Origin of the sequence: Streptomyces violascens (genome assembly GCF_014649955.1) — a bacterium.
Taxonomy (GTDB): domain Bacteria; phylum Actinomycetota; class Actinomycetes; order Streptomycetales; family Streptomycetaceae; genus Streptomyces; species Streptomyces violascens.
Genome location: NZ_BMUA01000031.1, coordinates 62,635 through 84,199 on the forward strand (window position 1 = coordinate 62,635; position 21,565 = coordinate 84,199).

Consider the following 21,565-nt stretch of genomic DNA (forward strand, 5'->3'; position numbering starts at 1 on the left):
ACGACATAGCTCAATGGTCCACTTTCTCACCCGGGCCGGGTGCGTCCCCGCTTTCCGGACCGGTGTCCGGTGTCGGGTCACTCGGCTGCCCGGGATCGGCGTCCGCCGAACCGTTCGACTGACCGGGGTCGTCATCGCCCTCGGACTCCTCGCGAGCCATGGAGCGCTTGCGGTGGGTGTACATCCTGATGCCGGCGAGCACCAGGAGCAGGACACCGCCGGCGATGACCAGCATCACCGTCGGAGTGATCTCGGAGACCTGGACGGTGAACTCCATCGGCTCACCGTACGGCGTGCCGTCCTCGGTGTAGAGCCGCGCGGTCACCGGAACGGGGCCGTTGGCGTTGGCGATGGCGGTGAACTTCACCGACTGGCTGCGGTCGCCGTCGACCTTGACCGGCTGTTCGCCGATCGCGTCGCCGTCCTCGCCCAGCTGCAGGCGGGTGGGGCTCTTCGGCTGGAGTCTCAGCACCAGGTGGTCGACGCCCTGCACCAGCTTGTTCTGCACGGTGACGGCGATGGTGGCGCTGCGCCCCGACATCGTGGCGGTCGACTTCTGGATGAGGTGGACCTGGTCGGCCAGACCGTCCAGGTAGAGCTGAACGCCGGCCCGGTAGTTCTGCGCGCCGCCCGAGTCGCCGCGCCAGGACGTCGACATCTCCCGGTTGATCGCGTTGCCGAAGGGCGTGACCACCCGGTCGGGCGCGCTCAGGATGACCTTGAACCGGTCCAGGGTGCCCTGGGTGTTCTTCATGTCCTGGAAGGCGTCGAGCGGCAGTTCCTGCCGGCGCAGCGCGTCCGGGTACGCGCCCGCTCCGGGCACCTTCGTGGTGGCGAGCGGGTCGGGCTTGGCCGTGGCCGCCGCGGACAGGTCGAGGGGCTGGGTCCAGCGCTGCGGGTCCAGTGCGTGCAGCGCGGCGGACATCGTCTGCGCCTGGCTGACGGACGGCATCCGCTGGGGGGCGACGACGATGCTGCGCTGCTTGTCGGCGTCCTGGAGCGTGATCGAGAGGGTCTGCGCGAGGAATCGCTGCTCGGCCAGGGCCGAGGTGTCCGCCATGGACATATCGCCCTGGAAGGCGGTGGAGAGCCGGGCGTCGGCGACGATGGCGTTGACGCCGCCGCCGATCGGCCTGGTCGCCGTGGGCGAGTACGCGAGGGTGTCCCGCAGGCTGTCGCTGCGTGCGATCACGTTGTGGGCGCCGGCCGACGTGGCCACGTCGACGATCGACGGGTCGACGGCGCCGTCCACGGGCCAGGAGTAGTCGACCGACGGGGTCACGTGCAGGATCGTGTCGATGGTCTTCTGCGCGACCTCGGTGGCGCTCTGGAGATGCCCCAGCGAGCCCGGGACGTCCCGGCCGTGGTGGGCGAGCGAGGCCAGGTCGGGGTCGGCGAACGGCAGCGCGACGACCTTCTCGCCCTGCACCGCGGCCTCCAGTGAACTCAGCCACGCCTTGGCCACGTCCTGGCTGGTGCCGTTGACCAGGCTGTCGCCGACCTTGACCTTGTAGTTGCGGGTCATCGCGTCGACGGTGGCCAGCAGATCGGGGTCGATCACCCAGGTGATGGGCAGCTGCTTGCCGAGCGAGACCATCTGCTCCAGCCTGCCGCCGGGGCCGATGTCCCTGGCCAGGGAATCGTCGGCGAACACCGGCGTCTGCTGGGCGTCCGAGCCCGTCTGGGCGGTGAGGTGGGACGAGGAGATCAGCGGCCACAGGAAGGTGAGCTGGCTCTTCTTGCCCTCGACGGCGTCCGGCTGCCACGGCAGGAACGTGCGCTGGATGCCGAGCACCTGGTCGTACTGCTGGGTCGGGGTCTGGCCGGACAGCGAGACGCCGAGCGGATACACCCCGTCTTCGCCCAGGCCCAGCTTGGAGACCGGCACCGAGAGCGTGAAGTCCTGGCTGACGCCCGCCTCCAGCTTGGCGAACTTGACCGTGGGGCCGTCGGCGACCTCCGCGGCGTCGGTGCCCGGCGCGTAGCCGGTGCGGCCGGCCGTCTCGTCGATCCCGCTGCGTCCGGACAGCTTCGATCCCACCCGGAGCCCCACATGGGCGCCGGTGACGGCCTGCTTGCCCTTGTTGGTCACCGTGCCGGAGATCGTCAGCGTGTCGCTCTTGACGGGGGCCTTGGGGGCCACCGAGTCGAGGGACACCTGGACGCTCTGGCCGCCCACCGCGTCCTCGGCCGCGTGCGCCGCAGGGGCGGCCGTCGCGGACAGCAGGCCCGCGAACAACGGGGCGCCGACGAGCAGCGCCGCTGTGCGGCGCAACCACCGGCGGGCAGGAGAGGGAGTCATCCCCTGGGAATCTGCCGCCTCGGCCACGCGCTCGCCCGTCCCTCGCTGTCGTCGCTGTCGGTTGCTGCGTCCACGCATGGTAACGAGGCGGACTGTGGCGAAGTGCCGCGGACTGCTCCACATGATCGGAAGATTGCCGTACCGGCGAGGGAGCGTGCGTACCGGGGCCGGTCATAAACGGTGACGCCCCGGTCGGCCGGGCCACGTACCCTTTTCTGTTGTGCCGAACGCCAACGAAGACAATCCCAGTGCACTGAGCCAGGTGCAGCGCCGCGCGGTGACCGAATTGCTGCGGGTCTCCCCAGTCGCGGACGACCTCGCCGTCCGATTCGAGGAGGCCGGGTTCTCGCTCGCCCTCGTGGGCGGCTCGGTCCGGGACGCGCTGCTCGGGCGGCTCGGCAACGACTTGGACTTCACGACCGATGCCCGGCCCGAGGACGTGCTGAAGATCGTGCGGCCGTGGGCGGACGCGGTCTGGGAGGTCGGGATCGCCTTCGGGACGGTCGGCTGCCAGAAGGACGGCTACCAGATCGAGGTGACGACGTACCGCTCCGAGGCGTACGACCGGACGTCGCGCAAGCCCGAGGTGTCCTATGGCGACTCCATCGAGGAAGACCTCGTCCGCCGCGATTTCACCGTCAACGCGATGGCGGTGGCACTGCCTCAGAAGGAGTTCGTCGACCCGCACGGAGGCCTTGAGGACCTGGCCGCGCGGGTGCTCCGCACGCCCGGGACGCCCGAGGAGTCCTTCTCCGACGACCCGCTGCGGATGATGCGCGCCGCGCGCTTCGCCGCCCAGCTGGACTTCGAGGTGGCCCCTGAGGTCGTCACGGCCATGACGGAAATGTCGGGCCGCATCGAGATCGTGTCCGCGGAGCGCGTGCGGGACGAGCTGAACAAGCTGCTGATCTCGGCCCATCCGAAGAAGGGGCTGCGGCTCCTCGTCGACACCGGGCTCGCCGACCACGTACTGCCGGAGCTGCCGGCCCTGCGGCTGGAGAGTGACGAACACCACCGGCACAAGGACGTCTACGAGCACTCGCTGACGGTTCTGGACCAGGCGATCGACCTGGAGCAGGACGGGCCGGACCTGGTGCTGCGGCTCGCAGCACTGCTGCACGACATCGGCAAGCCGAGGACGCGGCGTTTCGAGTCGGACGGGCGGGTCTCCTTCCACCACCACGAGGTGGTCGGCGCGAAGATGACCAAGAAGCGGATGACCGCGCTGAAGTATTCGAACGACATGGTCAAGGACGTCTCGAAGCTCGTGGAACTGCATCTGCGCTTCCACGGCTACGGCACCGGTGAATGGACCGACTCCGCGGTGCGCCGCTACGTCCGCGACGCGGGCCCGCTCCTGGAGCGGCTGCACAAGCTGACCCGCTCGGACTGCACCACGCGCAACAAGCGCAAGGCGAGCGCGCTGTCGCGGGCCTACGACGGCCTCGAAGAGCGGATCGAGGAGCTTCAGCAGCAGGAGGAGCTGGACTCGATCCGGCCCGACCTGGACGGCAACCAGATCATGGAGATCCTGGGCATCGGCCCCGGCCCGGCGATCGGTCAGGCGTACAAGCATCTGCTGGAACTGCGCCTGGAGAACGGGCCGATGGAGCACGATGCTGCGGTCGCGGCTCTGAAGGAATGGTGGGCGGCGCAGGGCTGAGGTCGTGTTTCACGTGAAACATGACCGGGTGACAGCATGACGCGGGGGCGGTGTTTCACGTGAAACACCGCCCCCGCGTGCAGGGTGCTATTTGGTGTCGCCCAGGCAGAGCGTGAAGGAGTTGCCCCTTTCCTTCCACGTGAAGGCTGCCGTGGTTCCGGTGACGTTCTGGCAGGTCAGTTGAGGAACGCTGGCGCCGGGGCTCTTCTTGAGCACCTTGTTGGTCGCCTTGCTGTCCGTGCAGCTCACCTGCTGGATGTCGGGGCTGCTGTCGGTGCCCTTGTTGTACAGGCAGTCGCCGACGGCCAGTTGCTTGGCGTCTTCGTTGCTGTCGTGGTTGAAGAGCCACAAGCCGCCTATGACGATCAGGGCGACGACGATGCCGATCGCCTTGAACGCATTCTTGGCGCCACCTCGGGTCGGGACGCCCTGCGGGGCCATCGGAACACCCTGGTAGGGCGCGCCCTGCGGCGGGAAGCCGGGCTGTCCGGGCTGCCCGTACGGTGCGTTGGGGTTCTGGGCGTACGGGTTCTGGCCCTGGGGCGGCGTGGTCACGGAGAGGGTCCCCCTATAAAGATGGCGATGTATGACGCCCGTAAGTTAGCGGGCCCCCAGGTCAACGCCGATACCGCGGCCCACTCTGTGGCCCCGATGTGACACTTACGCGCGCGGAAAACGGGTCATAAACGCTGCTACCGCTGCATAGATGAGGGACACCGTGATGACGAGGGAGGGTGAGCGGCCGTCCGGGGGGAGCATCAGGGCGGCGACCGCGGCGGCGCCGACGAACGCCATGTTGAAGAGGACGTCGTAGAGGGAGAAGATCCGGCCCCGGAACGAGTCGTCCACCGTGGACTGGATCACCGTGTCCGTGGTGATCTTCGCGCCCTGGGTGACGAGGCCGAGGACGAAGGCGGCGACCAGCATCGGCGCGGGGGCGAACGGCAGGCCGAGTGCCGGTTCGAGGATCGCGGCGGTGGCCGAGCACACCACGATCCATCGGTACTGCCCGAGCCGCGCCACCGCCCATGGGGTCATGACGGCCGCCGCGAAGAAACCCGCTCCCGAGATGCCCACGGCGAGCCCGAGCAGCGCGAGACCATCGGTCCCGGCATCGTTTCCGGGCCGGTCGGCCCAGGCGTACCGGCAGAGCATCAGGAGCATCACGGTCAGTGCCCCGTAGCAGAACCGCATGAGCGTCATCGCCGTGAGGACCCGGGCGGCCGGCCTGCACCGGTTCAAGTGCCGTACGCCGTCGGCCAGTCCGCGTGCCGTGGAGCGGATCACCGCGACGAGGCCGGGCTGGACGGCCGTGGGGTCCGGCCCCAGCAGGCCGGGCGGCAGGCGCAGGGAGGCCAGGGATGCGCAGAGATAGAGGACGGCGCCCAGAACGACGGTCGCGGCATCCGCGTCGATCACGAGACGCAACGCGAAGGCCAGGCCGCCTCCGGCGGTGGCGGCCAGCGTCCCCGCGGTCGGGGAGAGCGAGTTGGCCATGACGAGCCGCTCGGCGTCCACCACCCGGGGCAACGAGGCCGAGAGCCCGGCCAGGACGAAGCGGTTGACGGCCGTCACGGCGAGCGCGGAGGCGTAGAAGAGCCAGTCCGGCGCGGACCCGAGGACGAGCAGCGCGGTGCAGCCGGCCAGTGCGGCCCGCAGGAGATTGCCGTACAGAAAGACCTGGCGCCGTCGCCAGCGGTCGAGCAGCACTCCCGCGAACGGGCCGACGAGCGAGTACGGGAGGAGGAGGACGGCCATGGCGGAGGCGATCGCGCCGGGCGAGGCCTGTTTTTCGGGGGAGAAGACGACGTACGCGGCGAGGGCTACCTGGTAGACGCCGTCCGCGGCTTGGGACAGCAGTCGTACGGCCAGCAGGTGCCGGAAATGCTTCAGGCGCAGGAGCACGCGGAGATCACGTACGACGGGCATGTGAGCAAGCGTCACATACCCGAAGGGTCCCCGTGCGCGGATGGCGCACGGGGACCCTTCGGCAGTCCTCAGGGGTGCGAGCTCTAGCGCTCGACCTCGCCCTTGATGAACTTCTCGACGTTGGCGAAGGCCTCGTCGTCGAAGTACTGCACCGGCGGGGACTTCATGAAGTAGCTCGACGCCGACAGGATCGGGCCGCCGATGCCGCGGTCCTTGGCGATCTTCGCGGCGCGCAGGGCGTCGATGATGACACCCGCCGAGTTCGGGGAGTCCCAGACCTCGAGCTTGTACTCCAGGTTCAGCGGAACGTCACCGAAGGCACGGCCCTCGAGGCGCACGTACGCCCACTTGCGGTCGTCCAGCCAGGCCACGTAGTCCGAGGGACCGATGTGGACGTTCTTCTCGCCCATGTCGCGGTCCGGGATCTGCGAGGTGACGGCCTGCGTCTTCGAGATCTTCTTGGACTCCAGGCGGTCGCGCTCCAGCATGTTCTTGAAGTCCATGTTGCCGCCCACGTTGAGCTGCATGGTGCGCTCAAGACGGACACCGCGGTCCTCGAACAGCTTCGCCATCACGCGGTGCGTGATGGTCGCGCCGACCTGCGACTTGATGTCGTCGCCGACGATCGGGACGCCCGCCTCGGTGAACTTGTCCGCCCACTCCTTGGTGCCGGCGATGAAGACCGGGAGAGCGTTGACGAACGCGACCTTGGCGTCGATGGCGCACTGCGCGTAGAACTTCGCGGCGTCCTCGGAACCGACCGGCAGGTAGCAGACCAGAACGTCGACCTGCTTGTCCTTGAGGACCTGGACGACGTCGACCGGAGCTTCGGCGGACTCCTCGATGGTCATGCGGTAGTACTTGCCGAGACCGTCCAGGGTGTGGCCGCGCTGGACCGTGACGCCCTTGTTCGGGACGTCGCAGATCTTGATGGTGTTGTTCTCGCTGGCACCGATGGCGTCCGAGAGGTCGAGACCGACCTTCTTGGCGTCGACGTCGAACGCGGCAACGAAGTCCACGTCACCGACGTGGTAGTCGCCGAACTGGACGTGCATCAGACCCGGGACCTTGGTGGCCGGGTCGGCGTCCTTGTAGTACTCGACGCCCTGCACCAGCGAGGCGGCGCAGTTGCCCACGCCGACGATGGCTACACGAACCGAACCCATTCCGGTTGCTCCCTGTTCGATCTCTTCGAAGTCCTGCGTGTGCAGGGCCTTCAGTTGGCGGTGTCCTCGGACGGATCCGGCCGGGTGCTGTCCCGGTGCCGGGGCAGGCCGCCCGTCTCTCCTGATGTGTGATCCTGCTGAGCGGAGCCGGTGGCGGGACCGGATCGCTGATCCCGTCCCGCCCGCTCGCTCTCGATGAGCTCGTTCAGCCAGCGCACTTCGCGCTCCACGGACTCCATGCCGTGGCGCTGCAGCTCGAGCGTGTAGTCGTCCAGGCGCTCGCGCGTACGGGCCAGGGAAGCGCGCATCTTCTCGAGGCGCTCCTCCAGGCGGCTGCGACGACCTTCCAGCACGCGCATCCGCACCTCTCGCTCCGTCTGGCCGAAGAAGGCGAAACGGGCGGCGAAGTGCTCGTCCTCCCAGGTGTCGGGGCCGGTGTGGGAGAGCAGCTCCTCGAAGTGCTCCTTACCTTCCGCCGTCAACCGGTAGACGATCTTGGCGCGGCGCCCTGCGAGTGAAGCGGCGAGCGCGTCCTCGGGAGCGCTGCCCGGCTCCTCGATCAACCAGCCGTTGGCGACCAGCGTCTTGAGGCAGGGGTAGAGGGTCCCGTAACTGAAGGCCCGGAAGATCCCCAGCGAGGTGTTGAGCCGCTTGCGCAGCTCGTAACCGTGCATCGGAGCCTCGCGGAGCAGCCCGAGTACGGCGAATTCGAGGATGCCGGAGCGCCTGCTCATCCTTCGCCTCCTCAGCCTTCGGGGACCTTTATGCCGTGCTGATGTATCGACTCGATACATCAGCACGATAGAGCGGTGCCGCAGCTGCGACAAGAGGGACCATGGTGAACGGCGTCACATCCTCAATTCATAGCCAGCAACATGCCTGATTTGGGGTGAACTTCGGCCCTAGGGCGGTTTTGAGCGTGCGTAGTCTGTGCGCCATGCAGATCACTGTGTGCCGAGTGACGTCAGGGGGCGTCGGCGTGTCCAGCGCCATCGGCACATGGGCTGTGGCGTGGCCGTGCCCTTCACGGGGTAGCCGCTCACGCCGGGGGGACAGGAAATCAGCTGCCGTTTCCAGGCGCTCTCGCCTGCCCGAGGAGTAGTCGTTCGATGAGCGAGCACCGTCGCAAACCGCCGCAGCCCCAGGGCGGTGGACGTGCCGCGGCCCGGCGCGCCGCGCAACAGCCCTCCGGTCGTAGGGCGGCCCGGCCGACCGGATCCCCGGACACTTCGGCCCACTCGCCGTCCGGTTCGTACGGATCGCCGTCGGCCCCGCATGCGGAGTCCAGCCATGGTGGCCGGGCCGAGGCCCGCCGGGCCCAGCGCGGAGGCGGCCGCAGGCGCGGCCCCGACGGCGCGGGGCCTCCGGGCGGACCGGGACGCCGGGCGGGCCGGGGCGGTGCGGGCGGTGGCCGGCCGCCCAAGAAGCGGTTCATCGACTACCCGCGCTCCGGCAAGCAGGGCTGGCGCCGCTGGGTGCCGTCCTGGAAGCTTGTGAGCGCCTGCTGCCTGGGCTGTCTCGGCCTGCTGGTCGCCTTCATCGGCGTGGCCTACTACATGGTGGCCATCCCGGATGTGGCCCAGGCGGCGAAAGCACAGAACAACGTCTACTACTGGGCCGACGGCTCGCAGATGGTCGCCACGGGCGGGGAGGTCAACCGCCAGATCATCCCGTACGAGCAGATCCCGGCGGCGATGCGGTACGCCGTCATCTCGGCCGAGAACAAGACGTTCGAGACCGACAGCGGCGTCGACCCCCAGGGCATCGCCCGCGCCGTGCTGAACATGGCCAAGGGCGGCCAGACCCAGGGCGGCTCGACCATTACGCAGCAGTACGTGAAGAACGCCCAGCTCAACGACCAGTCGCAGACCATCACCCGTAAGTTCAAAGAGCTCTTCATCTCCATCAAGGTCGGCGCGACCAGGCAGAAGAGCGAAATCATGGCCGGGTACCTGAACACCGCGTACTACGGCCGCGGCGCCTACGGCCTGCAGGCTGCGGCCCGCACGTATTACAGCAAGGACGCCAAGGACCTCGACCCGAGCCAGTGCGCCTTCCTCGCCTCGCTCCTCAAGGGCGCGACCTACTTCGACCCGGCCGGCGCACCGGAGATCGACCCGGCGGCCACCGCCGAGCAGAACACGAAGAACGCCACGGAGCGCTGGGGCTGGATCCTCGACCAGGAGGTCAAGGACAAGCACATGGATGCGGCCGAGCGCGCCAAGTACAAGGTCTTCCCGATGCCCGACAAGCCGAAGAAGAACGCGAATCTGGGCGGCCAGATCGGCTACCTCGTGTCTCTCGCCCAGGCGTCCGCGAAGAACAACAACCCGGACATCGACTTGGCCAAGGGCGGCTACCAGATCTACACGACCTTCGACAAGAAGAAGGTCCAGGAGATGGAGAGCGTGGTCAAGCAGGTCCGGGACAAGAACATCGATCCGAAGAAGCGACCCAAGTACGACACGTTCGTCCAGTTCGGCGCGGCTTCGGTGGATGTGAAGACCGGGGCCCTCGTAGCCATCTATGGCGGTGACGACGCCACCAAGCACTTCACCAACAATGCCGACGAAACCGGTGCCCAGGTCGGCTCGACCTTCAAGCCGTTCGTCCTCGCGGCCGGGATGCAGTACGGAAAGCGCGACCCGAACAAGCCGGCGTCGCAGAGCGACTCGTCCCGGACGCCCGTCTCGCCGGACAGCATCTACAGCGGCAAGAACAAGCTGAAGATCAAGAACTACGACGGGACGATCTGGAAGGACCAGAACGGCGGCGAGTGGCTGCAGACCAACGATGGTGATGAGTCCTACAACCCGCCGAGCTACGCCATCGACCTCCGCTATGCCATGCAGGAATCGGTGAACACTCCCTATGTCCAGCTCGGCATGGACGTCGGCACCGACAAGGTGAAGCAGGCCGCCATGGCCGCGGGCCTGCGCGACAGCAAGACCAGCATGGCCTCCTCCAGCGTGCCGTCGTTCTCCATCGGTACGTCGTCGCCCAGCGCGATCCGGATGGCCGGTGCGTACGCCACCTTCGCCGCCAGCGGTACCCAGCGCGACCCGTTCTCCGTCACGTCGGTGAAGAAGGACGGCAACACGATCTACAAGCACGAGGACCAGACCAAGAGCGCCTTCCCCGCCGCCGTGGCCAACAACGTCACGGACGTCCTGAAGGGCGTGGTCGACAAGGGCACCGGCACGAACGCCAAGCTCAGCGGGCGTCAGGTGGCCGGCAAGACCGGCACCACCGACGGCAACCGGTCGGCGTGGTTCGTCGGCTATACCCCGCAGTACTCGACCGCCGTCGGCATGTACCGCCTCGACGACAACGAGACCAGCAAGAAGCGCGAGTTCCTGAAGATGTTCGGGACTGGCGGCCAGGAGAAGATCCACGGCGCGTCGTTCCCTTCGACCATCTGGCACGACTACATGGAGCAGGCGCTCGGCAACTCCCCCGCCGAGACCTTCCCGGCTCCCGAGAAGATCGGCGACAAGGTCTACGGCGGTGGCATGTCGCCCGCACCCAGCGCACCCCCGTCCTCGAGCCCCTCGCCCTCGCAGTCCCCGTCCGGTAAGCCCTCCAGCACTCCGTCGATGTCCCCGTCCCCCAGCCCCAGCAGTTCCTGCAGCAAGTGGGACTGGACCTGTAACGACACCGGCGGCACCAATCAGGGTCCGACGAACGGTGGAGTGGACGGCGGGATCAGTCCCAGCCCGACGCCCAGCAGATCGAAACCCGGTAATGGCCCCGGCGGCTGGATCGCAGGGCCCAACGGCTAGACGCGCCGACTGAAGACGAGGGGTGGTGTTTCACGTGAAACACCACCCCTCGTTTCACGTGAAACAGCGTCTTCGTTTCACGTGAAACACGGCCGCTCCCCGTATCCACAGCGGTGTACGGCAGGATGTCGGGCATGACGAGCGAGACGAGCCCCCGTGTGTACGAGGACCGCCGCGGAGACTCCGCGGAACCCGTCGTGCGCCCCACGGAACAGGACGAGGTCGCCGCGGCCGGCAGCCAGCTGATCGGTGGACCGCTCGGCCGCTGGGCCAGGCCCGGCTACCACTGGCTCACTCCGATCAGAATCGTGGTGCTCGTCGCGATCGGGATGTTCGCCCTGGGTATGGCCCAGAAGCTGCCGTGCTACGACTGGGCCTGGTTCCGCGGCGCCAATTCGCAGTACACGCACGCCTGCTACTCCGACATCCCGCACCTGTACTCGCTCCGCGGCTTCGCCGACAACCTGGTGCCGTACTTCGACCGCCTCAACGGCGACATGAACTACCTCGAGTACCCGGTGCTGACCGGACTGTTCATGGAGGTCGCCTCCTGGCTGACGCCGGGCAGCGGCGACATGCAGCACCGCGAGCAGATGTACTGGCTGGTCAACGCGGGGATGCTGATGGCCTGCACGGCCGTCATCGCCGTCTGTGTCACGCGCACGCACCGCCGCCGCCCCTGGGACGCCCTCCTTGTCGCGCTGGCCCCCGCCTTCGCACTCACGGCCACCATCAACTGGGACCTGTTCGCCGTCGCGCTGACCGCGGCCGCCATGCTGATGTGGTCGCGTGGCCGGACGCTCGCCTTCGGCATCCTGATCGGCCTGGCGACGGCCGCGAAGCTCTACCCCGTACTGATCCTCGGGCCGCTGCTCGTGCTGTGCTGGCGGGCCGGGAAATGGCGGGAATTCGGGGCTGCGATGCTGGGTGCGGCCGGTGCCTGGCTGATCGTGAACCTGCCGGTGATGATGCTCGCCCCCGAGGGGTGGAAGAAGTTCTACACCTTCAGCCAGGAGCGGTCCGTCGACTTCGGTTCGTTCTGGCTGATCATTTCGCAGCGTACGGGCAAGGGCCTGGACACCGACATGGTGAACACTCTTGCCGCGCTCCTCATGGTTCTCGCCTGCGCGGGAATCGCGGTGCTCACGCTCACCGCGCCGCGCCGCCCGCGGTTTGCGCAGCTCGCCTTCTTGGTCGTCGCCGCGTTCATCATCACCAACAAGGTCTACTCGCCGCAGTACGTCCTGTGGCTGATCCCGCTGGCCGCGCTCGCCCGGCCGCGCTGGCGGGACTTCCTGATCTGGCAGGCCGGCGAGGTCGTCTACTTCCTGGGTATCTGGCTGTATCTCGCCTACACGATGAGCGGCGAGAAGCACCAGGGCCTGCCGCCCGAGGGCTATCAACTGGCCATCGCCGCACATCTGTTGACCACGCTGTATCTGTGCGCCGTCGTGGTGCGCGACATCCTGATGCCGGAGCGGGACGTCGTACGGCGGGACGGCTCGGACGACCCGTCGGGCGGGGTTCTGGACCGGGCCGAGGACGTGTTCGTGCTGGGACAGGCGGCGCATCCCCCGCGGCACGCGGCGACGCTCGAAGAGGGCCCGCGGGTCGAGTGGGGGACGAGAACCCCCGCGTCCTGAAAGCTCGTGGAAAAGCTCGGGCCCCTGGCCGACGGCGGCTGTCGTCGGCCAGGGGCCCGATGTCTTGAGCGCCCTGCGGGCGGTTCTGTCTAGCGCTCGACCAGGCGGTCGAACTGCGTGGTGGTGTGGCGCAGGTGGGCCACCAACTCGTCGCCCACGTGCGGCTCCTGAGAATCCGACGGCACGAAGAGGATCGACACCTGCATGTGCGGCGGCTCCGCGAACCAGCGCTGCTTGCCCGCCCAGACGAACGGGGACAGGTTGCGGTTGACGGTGGCGAGCCCCGCGCGGGCGACGCCCTTGGCCCGCGGCATCACGCCGTGCAGGGCCTTCGGGGCCTCCAGGCCCACACCGTGCGAGGTGCCGCCGGCGACCACGACCAGCCAGCCGTCGGAGGCGACCTTCTGCTGGCGGTAGCCGAACCGGTCGCCCTTGGCGACCCGGGTGACGTCGAGGACGGAGCCGCGGTACTCGGTTGCCTCGTGGTCGCCGAGCCACAGCCGCGTACCGATGCGGGCGCGGAAGCGGGTCTGCGGGAACTGCTGCTGCAGCCGGGCCTGCTCTTCGGCGCGCAGATGGCTGACGAACATGGTGTGCAGCGGCAGCCGGGCCGCGCGCAGCCGGTCCATCCACGCGATGACCTCCTCGACGGCGTCCGAGCCGTCGGTGCGGTCCAGCGGAAGGTGCAGCGCAAAGCCTTCGAGCCGTACGTCCTCGATGGCGGAGCGGAGCATGCCGAGCTCCTCCTCCTTCACACCGTGCCGCTTCATCGAGCTCATGCACTCGATGACCACGCGGGCGCCCACCAGGGCGTGCACACCGTCCACCGAGGAGACCGAGCGGATGACGCGGTCGGGCAGCGGCACCGGCTCCTCGCCGCGCCGGAACGGCGTCAGGACGAGCAGATCGCCGCTGAACCAGTCCTTGATGCTGGCGGCTTCGTAGGTGGTGCCGACCGCCAGGATGTCCGAGCCGAAGCGGGACACCTCGTCCGCGAGCCGCTCGTGGCCGAAGCCGTAGCCGTTGCCCTTGCAGACCGGGACGATGCCCGGGAACTGGTCGATCACGGACTTCTGGTGCGCCCGCCAGCGAGCGGAGTCGACATAGAGGGTGAGCGCCATGGCCGTCCGGACCTTTCTGATGGCTGCGATGTGTCGGAGGTACGAAGAACGAGGTTACGCAACCGGTCAGCGGCGCGACATATACATGTCCAGCGCCTTGTGGAGCAGCTTGTTGAGCGGGAAGTCCCACTCGCCGAGGTACTCGGCCGCCTCGCCGCCGGTGCCCACCTTGAACTGGATGAGGCCGAAGAGGTGGTCGGTCTCGTCGAGGGAGTCGGAGATGCCGCGCAGGTCGTAGACCGTCGCGCCCATCGCGTAGGCGTCGCGGAGCATCCGCCACTGCATCGCGTTGGAGGGCCGCACCTCGCGGCCGATGTTGTCGGAGGCGCCGTAGGAGTACCAGACGTGGCCACCGACGACGAGCATCGTCGCGGCCGAGAGGTTCACTCCGTTGTGGCGCGCGAAGTAGAGCCGCATCCGGTTGGGGTCCTCGGAGTTGAGGACCGTCCACATGCGCTGGAAGTACGACAGGGGACGCGGCCGGAAGTGGTCGCGCACCGCGGTGATCTCGTACAGGCGCTGCCACTCGGCGAGGTCCTCGTAGCCGCCCTGGACGACCTCGACGCCGGCCTTCTCGGCCTTCTTGATGTTGCGGCGCCACAGCTGGTTGAAGCCCTTGAGGACGTCATCGAGCGAGCGGTTGGCCAGCGGGACCTGGAAGACGTAGCGCGGCTGGACGTCGCCGAACCCGGCGCCGCCGTCCTCGCCCTGCTGCCAGCCCATCTTCCGCAGCCGGTCGGCGACTTCGAAGGCACGCGGCTCGATGTGGGTGGCCTCGACATCGCGCAGACGCTTCACATCGGGGTCCTGGATGCCCGACTTGATGGCCGTCGAGTCCCAGCGGCGGATGACGACCGGCGGCCCCATCTTCACCGAGAACGCGCCCTGCTGCTTGAGGTGCGCGAGCATCGGCTTCAGCCACTCGTCCAGGTTGGGCGCGTACCAGTTGATGACCGGGCCCTCGGGCAGGTACGCCAAGTAGCGCTTGACCTTGGGGAGCTGGCGGTAGAGGACCAGGCCGGCGCCTACGAGCTCGCCGCTCTTGTCGAACCAGCCGAGGCTCTCCGAACGCCATTCCGTCTTGACGTCAGCCCACGCCGGGACCTGGCAGTGGCTCGCCGCGGGCAGGCTCTGGATGTACGCCAGATGCTGCTCACGGCTGATGGTCCTCAGGGTCAGGCTCATGCGGGGCGCTCCTCGGCAGGTGTGTCCCCATGGGTACAGGGGCTCCGGCTCTCGTGCCGAAGCCTACTGGGCCGCAGGAGCGCCCCGGATGGCCGTACGGCGATGGGCTGTACGACCATCCGGTGGTGGGGGGTGCCGCGCGTCGCTCAGCCGCCGACGACACCGCCGAAGAGGCCGCCGTGGGCCATGCCGAGGAAGAAGCCGACAGCGGATGCGCCGAGGCCGAGGATCAACAGGAATCGTTCGCGCGTCGTCGCCGAGATGAACTGGCCGTAGGCGCCCGTGAGGATGCCGACGAGGCCGGCCCACGAGCTGACCAGGTGGAGGTTGTAGAACCACGCCGTGGTGAAGGCCAGCACGCCCAGGACGACCGTGACGGCCGCGAACGTGTCCTGGAGCGGATGGGGTTTGCCGTCGGTGGCGAAGAGGGAGACGGCGTTCGGTCGCACTGCTTGTGCCATGGGGCACCTCCTGGCGGAAGGCGGCGAAGGGTGACGCCGCACACACCCGATGTGTACAGATTGCGTCCCCTGCCCACTGGATTTCAACCGGAAGCGGGTCAACAGGTACTCTGGACGGTCTGCACCGGTGTCAGCCGTGCCCGCATGCCGTCCCGCTCCTCTCGGAGGGGGATTGTCAGTGGGGGCCGATACCGTTGCTTACGCATCACGACCCTCCTGCCACGGAACGACCGTGGCCGCTGAGTCCAAAGGAGGTGGGTTCCACATGCGTCACTACGAGGTGATGGTCATCCTCGACCCCGATCTGGAGGAGCGCGCTGTCTCTCCCCTGATCGAGAACTTCCTCTCCGTCGTCCGCGAGGGCAACGGAAAGGTTGAGAAGGTCGACACCTGGGGCCGTCGTCGTCTCGCCTACGAGATCAAGAAGAAGCCCGAGGGCATCTACACGGTCATCGACCTTCAGGCCGAGCCTGCGGTCGTCAAGGAGCTCGACCGTCAGATGAACCTGAACGAGTCGGTCCTCCGGACCAAGGTCCTCCGTCCCGAGACCCACTGAGCTTCCGCTCAGAGGTAATCGGGTCCGAGTAGCAACACAGCAGCCAGCAGCAATCCCCGCCGAGAGGTTCATCCATGGCAGGCGAGACCGTCATCACGGTCGTCGGCAATCTCGTCGACGACCCCGAGCTGCGCTTCACCCCCTCGGGTGCGGCCGTCGCGAAGTTCCGTGTCGCGTCGACTCCCCGCACCTTCGACCGTCAGACCAATGAGTGGAAGGACGGCGAAGGCCTGTTCCTGACCTGCTCGGTCTGGCGTCAGGCGGCGGAGAACGTCGCCGAGTCGCTCCAGCGAGGCATGCGCGTCGTCGTGCAGGGCCGGCTGAAGCAGCGGTCCTACGAGGACCGCGAGGGCATCAAGCGCACGGTCTACGAGCTGGACGTCGAGGAAGTCGGCCCCAGCCTCAAGAACGCCACGGCCAAGGTCACCAAGACCACCGGTCGCGGTGGCCAGGGTGGGTACGGCGGCGGCGGTCAGCAGCAGGGCGGCGGCAACTGGGGCGGAGCCCCCAGCGGTGGCCAGCAGGGTGGCGGCGGTGCTCCCGCCGACGACCCGTGGGCCTCCAGCGCGCCGACCGGCGGCGGACAGCCGCAGGGTGGCAGCGGCGGCGGTGGCGGCTGGGGCGGAAGCTCCGGCGGCGGCTACTCGGACGAGCCGCCCTTCTAGGGCAGCTCGTAACCCCCACTTCTTGATCACACAGGAGAAACACCATGGCGAAGCCGCCTGTGCGCAAGCCTAAGAAGAAGGTCTGCGCGTTCTGCAAGGACAAGACCGCTTACGTGGACTACAAGGACACGAACATGCTGCGGAAGTTCATTTCCGACCGCGGCAAGATCCGTGCCCGTCGCGTGACCGGCAACTGCACGCAGCACCAGCGTGACGTCGCCACGGCCGTCAAGAACAGCCGTGAGATGGCGCTGCTGCCCTACACGTCCACCGCGCGATAAGGGAAGGGTGACCGAAAAATGAAGATCATCCTCACCCACGAGGTCTCTGGCCTCGGCACTGCCGGCGACGTCGTTGACGTCAAGGACGGCTACGCTCGCAACTACCTGGTCCCGCGTGGTTTCGCGATCCGCTGGACCAAGGGTGGCGAGAAGGATGTCGCGCAGATCCGTCGTGCGCGCAAGATCCACGAGATCGCGACCATCGAGCAGGCCAACGAGGTCAAGGCCCAGCTCGAGGGCGTGAAGGTGCGTCTGGCCGTTCGCTCCGGCGACGCCGGCCGTCTCTTCGGCTCCGTCACCCAGGCCGACGTCGCTGCGGCGATCAAGGCTGCCGGTGGCCCGGACGTGGACAAGCGCCGCGTCGAGCTCGGTGCGCCGATCAAGACCCTGGGTGCCCACCAGGTGTCCGTGCGTCTGCACGCCGACGTTGTCGCGAAGCTTGGCGTCGAGGTCATCGCCGCCTAAGCACTGCACAGCACAGCAGAATGGGCCGCACCCCTCGGGGTGCGGCCCATTCTGCTGTGTTTCACGTGAAACACACCGAGCTGCAGCGAGCGGAGGACTGTGTTTCACGTGAAACGTCGTGCGGGGAGTTTCACGGGCTCCGCGTGGCCGCCCCGTGGCGCCGACGCTCAGCGCGTCGCGCCGGTGACCAGCCAGCGTCCGGAGCGAGCCCGCCAGCCGAGGGTCAGCATGCGGACCGTCATCATCAGGGCCATGGCCCACCAGAGCGTGGTCAGCCCGCCGCCGAGGGCCGGCACGAGCAGGGCGACCGGGGCGAAGACGACCAGGGTCACCAGCATGGCCCGGGCCAGATAGGGGCCGTCACCCGCGCCCATGAGCACGCCGTCGAGTACGAAGACGACGCCGGCGACCGGCTGGATGAGGGCAACCACGAGCAGAGCCGGCAGCAGGGTGTCCTGGACGGTCCCGTCGCTGGTGAAGAGCGGGATGAAGAGCGGGCGGGCCGCCACCACGAGCACGCCGAGCACCGCTCCGAAGGCGACGCCCCACTCCACCATGCGACGGCAGGCCTGCTTGGCGCCCTTGGCGTCGCCGGCGCCCAGATAGCGGCCGATGATCGCCTGCCCAGCGATGGCGATCGCGTCGAGGGCGAAGGCCATCAGATTCCACAGGGACAGGATGATCTGGTGGGCGGCGATGTCGACGTCGCCCAGGCGAGCGGCGACAGCGGTGGCGATCATCAGGACGGCACGCAGCGAGAGCGTGCGGACCAGGAGCGGTACGCCGGCCTGGGCGCTGTTCCTGATGCCTGCGATGTCCGGCCGGAGAGAGGCGCCGTGGCGTCGGGCCCCGCGCACCACCACGGTGAGATAGACGGCGGCCATACCGAACTGGGCGATGACGGTGCCCCAGGCCGACCCGGCGATGCCGAGCCCGGCGCCGTAGACAAGGCCCAGGTTGAGCACGCCGTTGGCTGCGAAGCCGCCCATGGCGACGTACAGGGGCGTCCTGGTGTTCTGGAGGCCGCGCAGTACACCGGTCGAGGCGAGCACGACGAGCATTGCCGGGATGCCGAGGGCGGAGACGCGGAGATAGGTCGTGGCGTACGGAGCGGCGGTGTCCGAGGCGCCGAGGAGGCCGACCAGCCAGGGGGCGGTGGGCAGTACGGCGGCGACGACCGCGGCGCCCAGGAGCAGCGCGAGCCAGATGCCGTCCATGCCCTGGCGGATCGCGGCCCGCAGATCGCCGGCGCCGACCCTGCGGGAGACGGCTGCGGTGGCGGCGTACGCGAGGAAGACGAAGATGCTCACGGCAGTGGTGAGCAAGGGGGAGGCAATACCCAAACCGGCCAGTTGCGGGGTGCCGAGGTGGCCCACGATCGCGCTGTCGGCCATCAAGAAGAGCGGCTCGGCTACGAGGGCTCCGAAGGCGGGAACGGCGAGGGCCACGATCTCGCGATCGGGGCGGCGCCGGGAGCTGCGCCGGTCGCTCTCCGGTGTCGCGGGGGCCTGTTTCATGGGGTCAATCTAATCTTCCACAGGTAATGGACGCAATGCATCTGTGATCCTTACTTCGGAGGTGGAGCCCGCTTCTTGTGGGTGTCGTTCGCCGAGATCTTGAGCCAGTCGGGAAAGTTTTTCTCCCCCACAGCCAGTGGATGGAGAAAGTGCAGGTCAGAGTGGTCATCGTCGAAGGGTTATGACTTTGTCCACAGTGCTGTCCCCCGGTCCGTGCACAGGTTCCGAAGACTTCTCCACAGCATCCGGTCGTTCGTCCACATGCCCTGTGGATAACCAGATTGGCTGACGCCGCCGGCGGGCCTAACGTGGTCCGGCGCCCGACGCGCCGGAACCGGAGTCGGGCTTCTCGTTTTGTCAGTGTCGTGCCGTAGAAAGAGTGGCACGGCTAGGTCCGCGGAGCGGACGGGAGGAGGTGGCCCGGTGAGCATTCCCGAGCCGTTGGACGAGCCCTGGGCCGAGACCGGTCCAAGTGACCGTCTGCCTGTTTCCCGCCAGCGCGGCGACAGTGAGGGCCGAGGCCGTGGTCGCGGCAGGGGCCGTGACGACCAGCACGACCGCGGCCAGGACGACTGGGACGGCGGGTCCCCCGGCTTCGAGCGGGTGCCCCCCCAGGACATCGACGCCGAGCAGTCCGTTCTCGGCGGCATGCTGCTCTCCAAGGACGCCATCGCGGACGTCGTGGAGATCATCAAGGGCCACGACTTCTACAAGCCCGCGCACGAGACCGTCTACACGGCGATCCTCGACCTCTACGCCAAGGGCGAGCCCGCCGACCCCATCACGGTCGCCGCCGAGCTGGTCAAGCGCGGCGAGATCACCCGGGTCGGCGGCGCCTCGTATCTGCACACGCTGGTCCAGTCGGTGCCGACGGCGGCCAACGCCTCGTACTACGCGGAGATCGTCCACGAGCGGGCGGTGCTCCGCAGGCTCGTCGAGGCGGGCACCAAGATCACGCAGATGGGATACGCGGCGGACGGCGACGTCGACGACATCGTCAACTCCGCGCAGGCCGAGATCTACGCGGTCACCGAGCAGCGCACCAGCGAGGACTACCTGCCGCTCGGCGACATCATGGAAGGCGCGCTCGACGAGATCGAGGCGATCGGCTCGCGCAGCGGCGAGATGACCGGAGTGCCGACCGGGTTCACCGACTTCGACTCGCTCACCAACGGGCTGCACCCCGGCCAGATGGTCGTCATCGCCGCCCGTCCCGCGATGGGTAAGTCCACGCTGGCGCTGGACTTCGCGCGAGCCTGTTCGATCAAGCACAACCTGCCCAGCGTGATCTTCTCGCTCGAAATGGGGCGCAACGAGATCGCGATGCGTCTGTTGTCGGCCGAGGCGCGGGTAGCGCTGCACCACATGCGCTCCGGCACCATGACCGACGACGACTGGACGCGCCTGGCCCGCCGTATGCCCGATGTCTCCCAGGCGCCGCTCTACATCGACGACTCGCCAAACCTGTCGATGATGGAAATCCGCGCCAAGTGCCGCCGCCTGAAGCAGCGCAACGACCTCCGCCTCGTCGTCATCGACTACCTGCAGCTGATGCAGTCCGGCGGCTCGAAGCGCGCCGAGAGCCGTCAGCAGGAAGTCTCGGACATGTCGCGAAACCTGAAGCTCCTCGCCAAGGAGCTTCAGCTGCCGGTGATCGCGCTCTCGCAGCTGAACCGTGGCCCCGAGCAGCGCACCGACAAGAAGCCGATGGTGTCCGACCTGCGTGAATCCGGCTCCATCGAGCAGGACGCGGACATGGTCATCCTGCTGCACCGTGAGGATGCCTACGAGAAGGAGTCGCCCCGCGCCGGCGAGGCGGACCTGATCGTGGCCAAGCACCGTAACGGCCCGACCGCGACCATCACTGTGGCCTTCCAGGGCCACTACTCGCGCTTCGTGGACATGGCGGCGACCTGATCCCGGGACGGGCCGACTCCGCTCGGCAGGTGCGCCCGGGCGGGTTCACTGGCCTCGGCCGGTGGATTAGCGTCTCCGGGCATGAGTACCGAAAGCTGGCTGGCCGACACTCGCACGTCCTACGACACCGTCGCCACCAGTTACGCGGACCAGGTGCGGGACCTCCTGGACGAAACGCCGTACGAACGCTCCGTCCTGGCGCTGTTCGCCGAGCTTGTGCAAGCCACTGACGGGGGTCCTGTCGCGGACGTGGGGTGCGGGCCGGGGAGGATCACGGCCCATCTGCGAAGCCTCGGCCTGGACGCGTTCGGGATCGATCTGTCGCCCGCGATGGTCGAGACGGCCCGGCGTGAGCACCCCGGCCTGCGGTTCGAGGTCGGTTCCATGACGGACCTGGACCTCGCCGATGCCTCGGTGGCGGGGCTGGTGGCCTGGTACTCCCTGATCCACGTCCCTGACGACGAGGTCGGGCCGGTCTTCGGCCACTTCCGGCGGGTGGTGCGGCCCGGTGGACTGCTGCTGCTCGGCTTTCATGTGGGAGATGAGTCGAGGCTGAAGACGCGAGGTTACGGAGGTCACGCGATGAAGGTCCACGTGCATCGTCGTCAGCCGGCCCAAGTCTCCGCCTGGCTCGATGACGCGGGCTTCACGGTCGAGGCGCAGATGACGCTCAGCTCGGCCGAGAGCCCGCTCGGCGGAATTGTCTTCGCGCGTCGCCGGACTGGCAGTCAGTAGTGGACGGACTCCCTCGCTGGTGCCCACTGATCAACTGCGGCCGCAATCAACTGAGTTCACCCACGCCGACGGCTCCTGATGTTCCGGGCCGGGGGACGCGATGAGCGGGAGAGGCCGACTGTCCGCGTACTCTCTGATCTGCTCAGCTGTGTACGTTTGTAACTGCTCGGTTATCAG

Annotated in this window: 18 protein-coding genes; 9 read left to right on the forward strand and 9 right to left on the reverse strand. The window is 68.0% G+C overall.

Annotation, left to right across the window (positions count from 1 at the left end):
- Nucleotides 1-10: 10 nt before the first annotated feature.
- A complete protein-coding gene (locus IE206_RS36165; RefSeq protein ID WP_189969893.1) occupies nt 11-2,329 on the reverse strand; it encodes a DUF6049 family protein in 2,319 nt (772 codons plus the stop codon).
- A gap of 193 nt (nt 2,330-2,522) precedes the next feature.
- Here IE206_RS36165 and IE206_RS36170 point away from each other — a divergent pair, with 193 nt between their 5' ends.
- A complete protein-coding gene (locus IE206_RS36170) occupies nt 2,523-3,965 on the forward strand; it encodes a CCA tRNA nucleotidyltransferase (RefSeq protein ID WP_189969895.1) in 1,443 nt (480 codons plus the stop codon).
- Nucleotides 3,966-4,052: 87 nt separating this feature from the next.
- On the opposite strand, the gene IE206_RS36175 is transcribed toward IE206_RS36170, so the two are convergent.
- The 4 genes from IE206_RS36175 to IE206_RS36190 all read right to left on the reverse strand — a co-directional run bounded on the left by IE206_RS36175 (nt 4,053) and on the right by IE206_RS36190 (nt 7,794).
- Nucleotides 4,053-4,520 carry an LppU/SCO3897 family protein gene (locus IE206_RS36175; RefSeq protein ID WP_189969897.1) on the reverse strand — a complete coding sequence of 156 codons (468 nt, stop codon included), beginning with the start codon at nt 4,518-4,520 and terminating at the stop codon, nt 4,053-4,055.
- A gap of 105 nt (nt 4,521-4,625) precedes the next feature.
- Nucleotides 4,626-5,894, reverse strand: coding sequence for an MFS transporter (locus tag IE206_RS36180; protein WP_189969899.1), 1,269 nt, complete (start codon nt 5,892-5,894; stop codon nt 4,626-4,628).
- Between the two features lie 83 nt (nt 5,895-5,977).
- Nucleotides 5,978-7,060 carry an inositol-3-phosphate synthase gene (locus IE206_RS36185; protein ID WP_189969900.1) on the reverse strand — a complete coding sequence of 361 codons (1,083 nt, stop codon included), beginning with the start codon at nt 7,058-7,060 and terminating at the stop codon, nt 5,978-5,980.
- Between the two features lie 50 nt (nt 7,061-7,110).
- Nucleotides 7,111-7,794, reverse strand: coding sequence for a PadR family transcriptional regulator (locus IE206_RS36190; RefSeq protein WP_161245733.1), 684 nt, complete (start codon nt 7,792-7,794; stop codon nt 7,111-7,113).
- A 375-nt stretch (nt 7,795-8,169) separates the two neighbouring features.
- On the opposite strand from IE206_RS36190, the gene IE206_RS36195 reads away from it, so the two are divergent.
- Nucleotides 8,170-10,842 (forward strand): transglycosylase domain-containing protein, encoded by a 2,673-nt coding sequence (locus tag IE206_RS36195; RefSeq protein WP_189969902.1) that lies wholly within the window; start codon nt 8,170-8,172, stop codon nt 10,840-10,842.
- 134 nt (nt 10,843-10,976) lie between these two features.
- On the forward strand, nt 10,977-12,485 hold the full coding sequence (locus IE206_RS36200; protein ID WP_189969904.1) for a glycosyltransferase family 87 protein: 1,509 nt from the start codon (nt 10,977-10,979) through the stop codon (nt 12,483-12,485).
- A gap of 89 nt (nt 12,486-12,574) precedes the next feature.
- On the opposite strand, the gene IE206_RS36205 is transcribed toward IE206_RS36200, so the two are convergent.
- The 3 genes from IE206_RS36205 to IE206_RS36215 all read right to left on the reverse strand — a co-directional run bounded on the left by IE206_RS36205 (nt 12,575) and on the right by IE206_RS36215 (nt 15,252).
- Nucleotides 12,575-13,606 (reverse strand): alanine racemase, encoded by a 1,032-nt coding sequence (locus tag IE206_RS36205; protein ID WP_189969906.1) that lies wholly within the window; start codon nt 13,604-13,606, stop codon nt 12,575-12,577.
- Nucleotides 13,607-13,672: 66 nt separating this feature from the next.
- Nucleotides 13,673-14,791, reverse strand: a complete 1,119-nt coding sequence (locus IE206_RS36210; protein ID WP_189969909.1) for a lipid II:glycine glycyltransferase FemX — start codon at nt 14,789-14,791, stop codon at nt 13,673-13,675.
- A 146-nt stretch (nt 14,792-14,937) separates the two neighbouring features.
- Complete coding sequence (locus tag IE206_RS36215) at nt 14,938-15,252, reverse strand: hypothetical protein (RefSeq protein WP_189969911.1); 315 nt, start codon at nt 15,250-15,252, stop codon at nt 14,938-14,940.
- 265 nt (nt 15,253-15,517) lie between these two features.
- Between IE206_RS36215 and rpsF the strand changes: the two genes are divergently transcribed.
- The 4 genes from rpsF to rplI all read left to right on the forward strand — a co-directional run bounded on the left by rpsF (nt 15,518) and on the right by rplI (nt 17,219).
- Nucleotides 15,518-15,808, forward strand: a complete 291-nt coding sequence (rpsF, locus tag IE206_RS36220) for a 30S ribosomal protein S6 (protein WP_053724701.1) — start codon at nt 15,518-15,520, stop codon at nt 15,806-15,808.
- Nucleotides 15,809-15,882: 74 nt separating this feature from the next.
- The gene (locus tag IE206_RS36225) at nt 15,883-16,473 is read left to right on the forward strand and encodes a single-stranded DNA-binding protein (RefSeq protein ID WP_189969913.1); all 591 of its coding nucleotides are present in this window, start codon (nt 15,883-15,885) and stop codon (nt 16,471-16,473) included.
- Between the two features lie 44 nt (nt 16,474-16,517).
- Nucleotides 16,518-16,754, forward strand: coding sequence for a 30S ribosomal protein S18 (gene rpsR / locus IE206_RS36230; protein ID WP_005315025.1), 237 nt, complete (start codon nt 16,518-16,520; stop codon nt 16,752-16,754).
- A gap of 18 nt (nt 16,755-16,772) precedes the next feature.
- Nucleotides 16,773-17,219 carry a 50S ribosomal protein L9 gene (gene rplI / locus IE206_RS36235; protein ID WP_114038679.1) on the forward strand — a complete coding sequence of 149 codons (447 nt, stop codon included), beginning with the start codon at nt 16,773-16,775 and terminating at the stop codon, nt 17,217-17,219.
- 167 nt (nt 17,220-17,386) lie between these two features.
- Here rplI and IE206_RS36240 read toward each other — a convergent pair whose 3' ends face one another.
- Nucleotides 17,387-18,736: an MATE family efflux transporter gene (locus IE206_RS36240; protein ID WP_189969915.1), complete on the reverse strand. Its 1,350-nt coding sequence runs from the start codon at nt 18,734-18,736 to the stop codon at nt 17,387-17,389.
- Nucleotides 18,737-19,159: 423 nt separating this feature from the next.
- Here IE206_RS36240 and dnaB point away from each other — a divergent pair, with 423 nt between their 5' ends.
- Together dnaB and IE206_RS36250 are read left to right on the forward strand one after the other, a co-directional pair.
- Complete coding sequence (gene dnaB / locus IE206_RS36245; RefSeq protein WP_189969917.1) at nt 19,160-20,653, forward strand: replicative DNA helicase; 1,494 nt, start codon at nt 19,160-19,162, stop codon at nt 20,651-20,653.
- Nucleotides 20,654-20,734: 81 nt separating this feature from the next.
- Complete coding sequence (locus IE206_RS36250) at nt 20,735-21,388, forward strand: class I SAM-dependent DNA methyltransferase (RefSeq protein WP_189969919.1); 654 nt, start codon at nt 20,735-20,737, stop codon at nt 21,386-21,388.
- Nucleotides 21,389-21,565: the final 177 nt, after the last annotated feature.

What these genes read in the sequence shown, in the direction of transcription:
- IE206_RS36250 (WP_189969919.1), top strand. Translation starts at nt 20,735, where the DNA reads ATGAGTACCGAAAGCTGGCTGGCCGACACTCGCACGTCCTACGACACC.
- IE206_RS36200 (WP_189969904.1), top strand. Translation starts at nt 10,977, where the DNA reads ATGACGAGCGAGACGAGCCCCCGTGTGTACGAGGACCGCCGCGGAGAC.
- rplI (WP_114038679.1), top strand. Translation starts at nt 16,773, where the DNA reads ATGAAGATCATCCTCACCCACGAGGTCTCTGGCCTCGGCACTGCCGGC.
- IE206_RS36195 (WP_189969902.1), top strand. Translation starts at nt 8,170, where the DNA reads ATGAGCGAGCACCGTCGCAAACCGCCGCAGCCCCAGGGCGGTGGACGT.
- IE206_RS36215 (WP_189969911.1), bottom strand. Translation starts at nt 15,252, where the DNA reads ATGGCACAAGCAGTGCGACCGAACGCCGTCTCCCTCTTCGCCACCGAC.
- rpsF (WP_053724701.1), top strand. Translation starts at nt 15,518, where the DNA reads ATGCGTCACTACGAGGTGATGGTCATCCTCGACCCCGATCTGGAGGAG.
- IE206_RS36185 (WP_189969900.1), bottom strand. Translation starts at nt 7,060, where the DNA reads ATGGGTTCGGTTCGTGTAGCCATCGTCGGCGTGGGCAACTGCGCCGCC.
- IE206_RS36205 (WP_189969906.1), bottom strand. Translation starts at nt 13,606, where the DNA reads ATGGCGCTCACCCTCTATGTCGACTCCGCTCGCTGGCGGGCGCACCAG.
- IE206_RS36225 (WP_189969913.1), top strand. Translation starts at nt 15,883, where the DNA reads ATGGCAGGCGAGACCGTCATCACGGTCGTCGGCAATCTCGTCGACGAC.
- IE206_RS36210 (WP_189969909.1), bottom strand. Translation starts at nt 14,791, where the DNA reads ATGAGCCTGACCCTGAGGACCATCAGCCGTGAGCAGCATCTGGCGTAC.
- rpsR (WP_005315025.1), top strand. Translation starts at nt 16,518, where the DNA reads ATGGCGAAGCCGCCTGTGCGCAAGCCTAAGAAGAAGGTCTGCGCGTTC.
- IE206_RS36180 (WP_189969899.1), bottom strand. Translation starts at nt 5,894, where the DNA reads ATGCCCGTCGTACGTGATCTCCGCGTGCTCCTGCGCCTGAAGCATTTC.
- IE206_RS36240 (WP_189969915.1), bottom strand. Translation starts at nt 18,736, where the DNA reads ATGAAACAGGCCCCCGCGACACCGGAGAGCGACCGGCGCAGCTCCCGG.
- IE206_RS36190 (WP_161245733.1), bottom strand. Translation starts at nt 7,794, where the DNA reads ATGAGCAGGCGCTCCGGCATCCTCGAATTCGCCGTACTCGGGCTGCTC.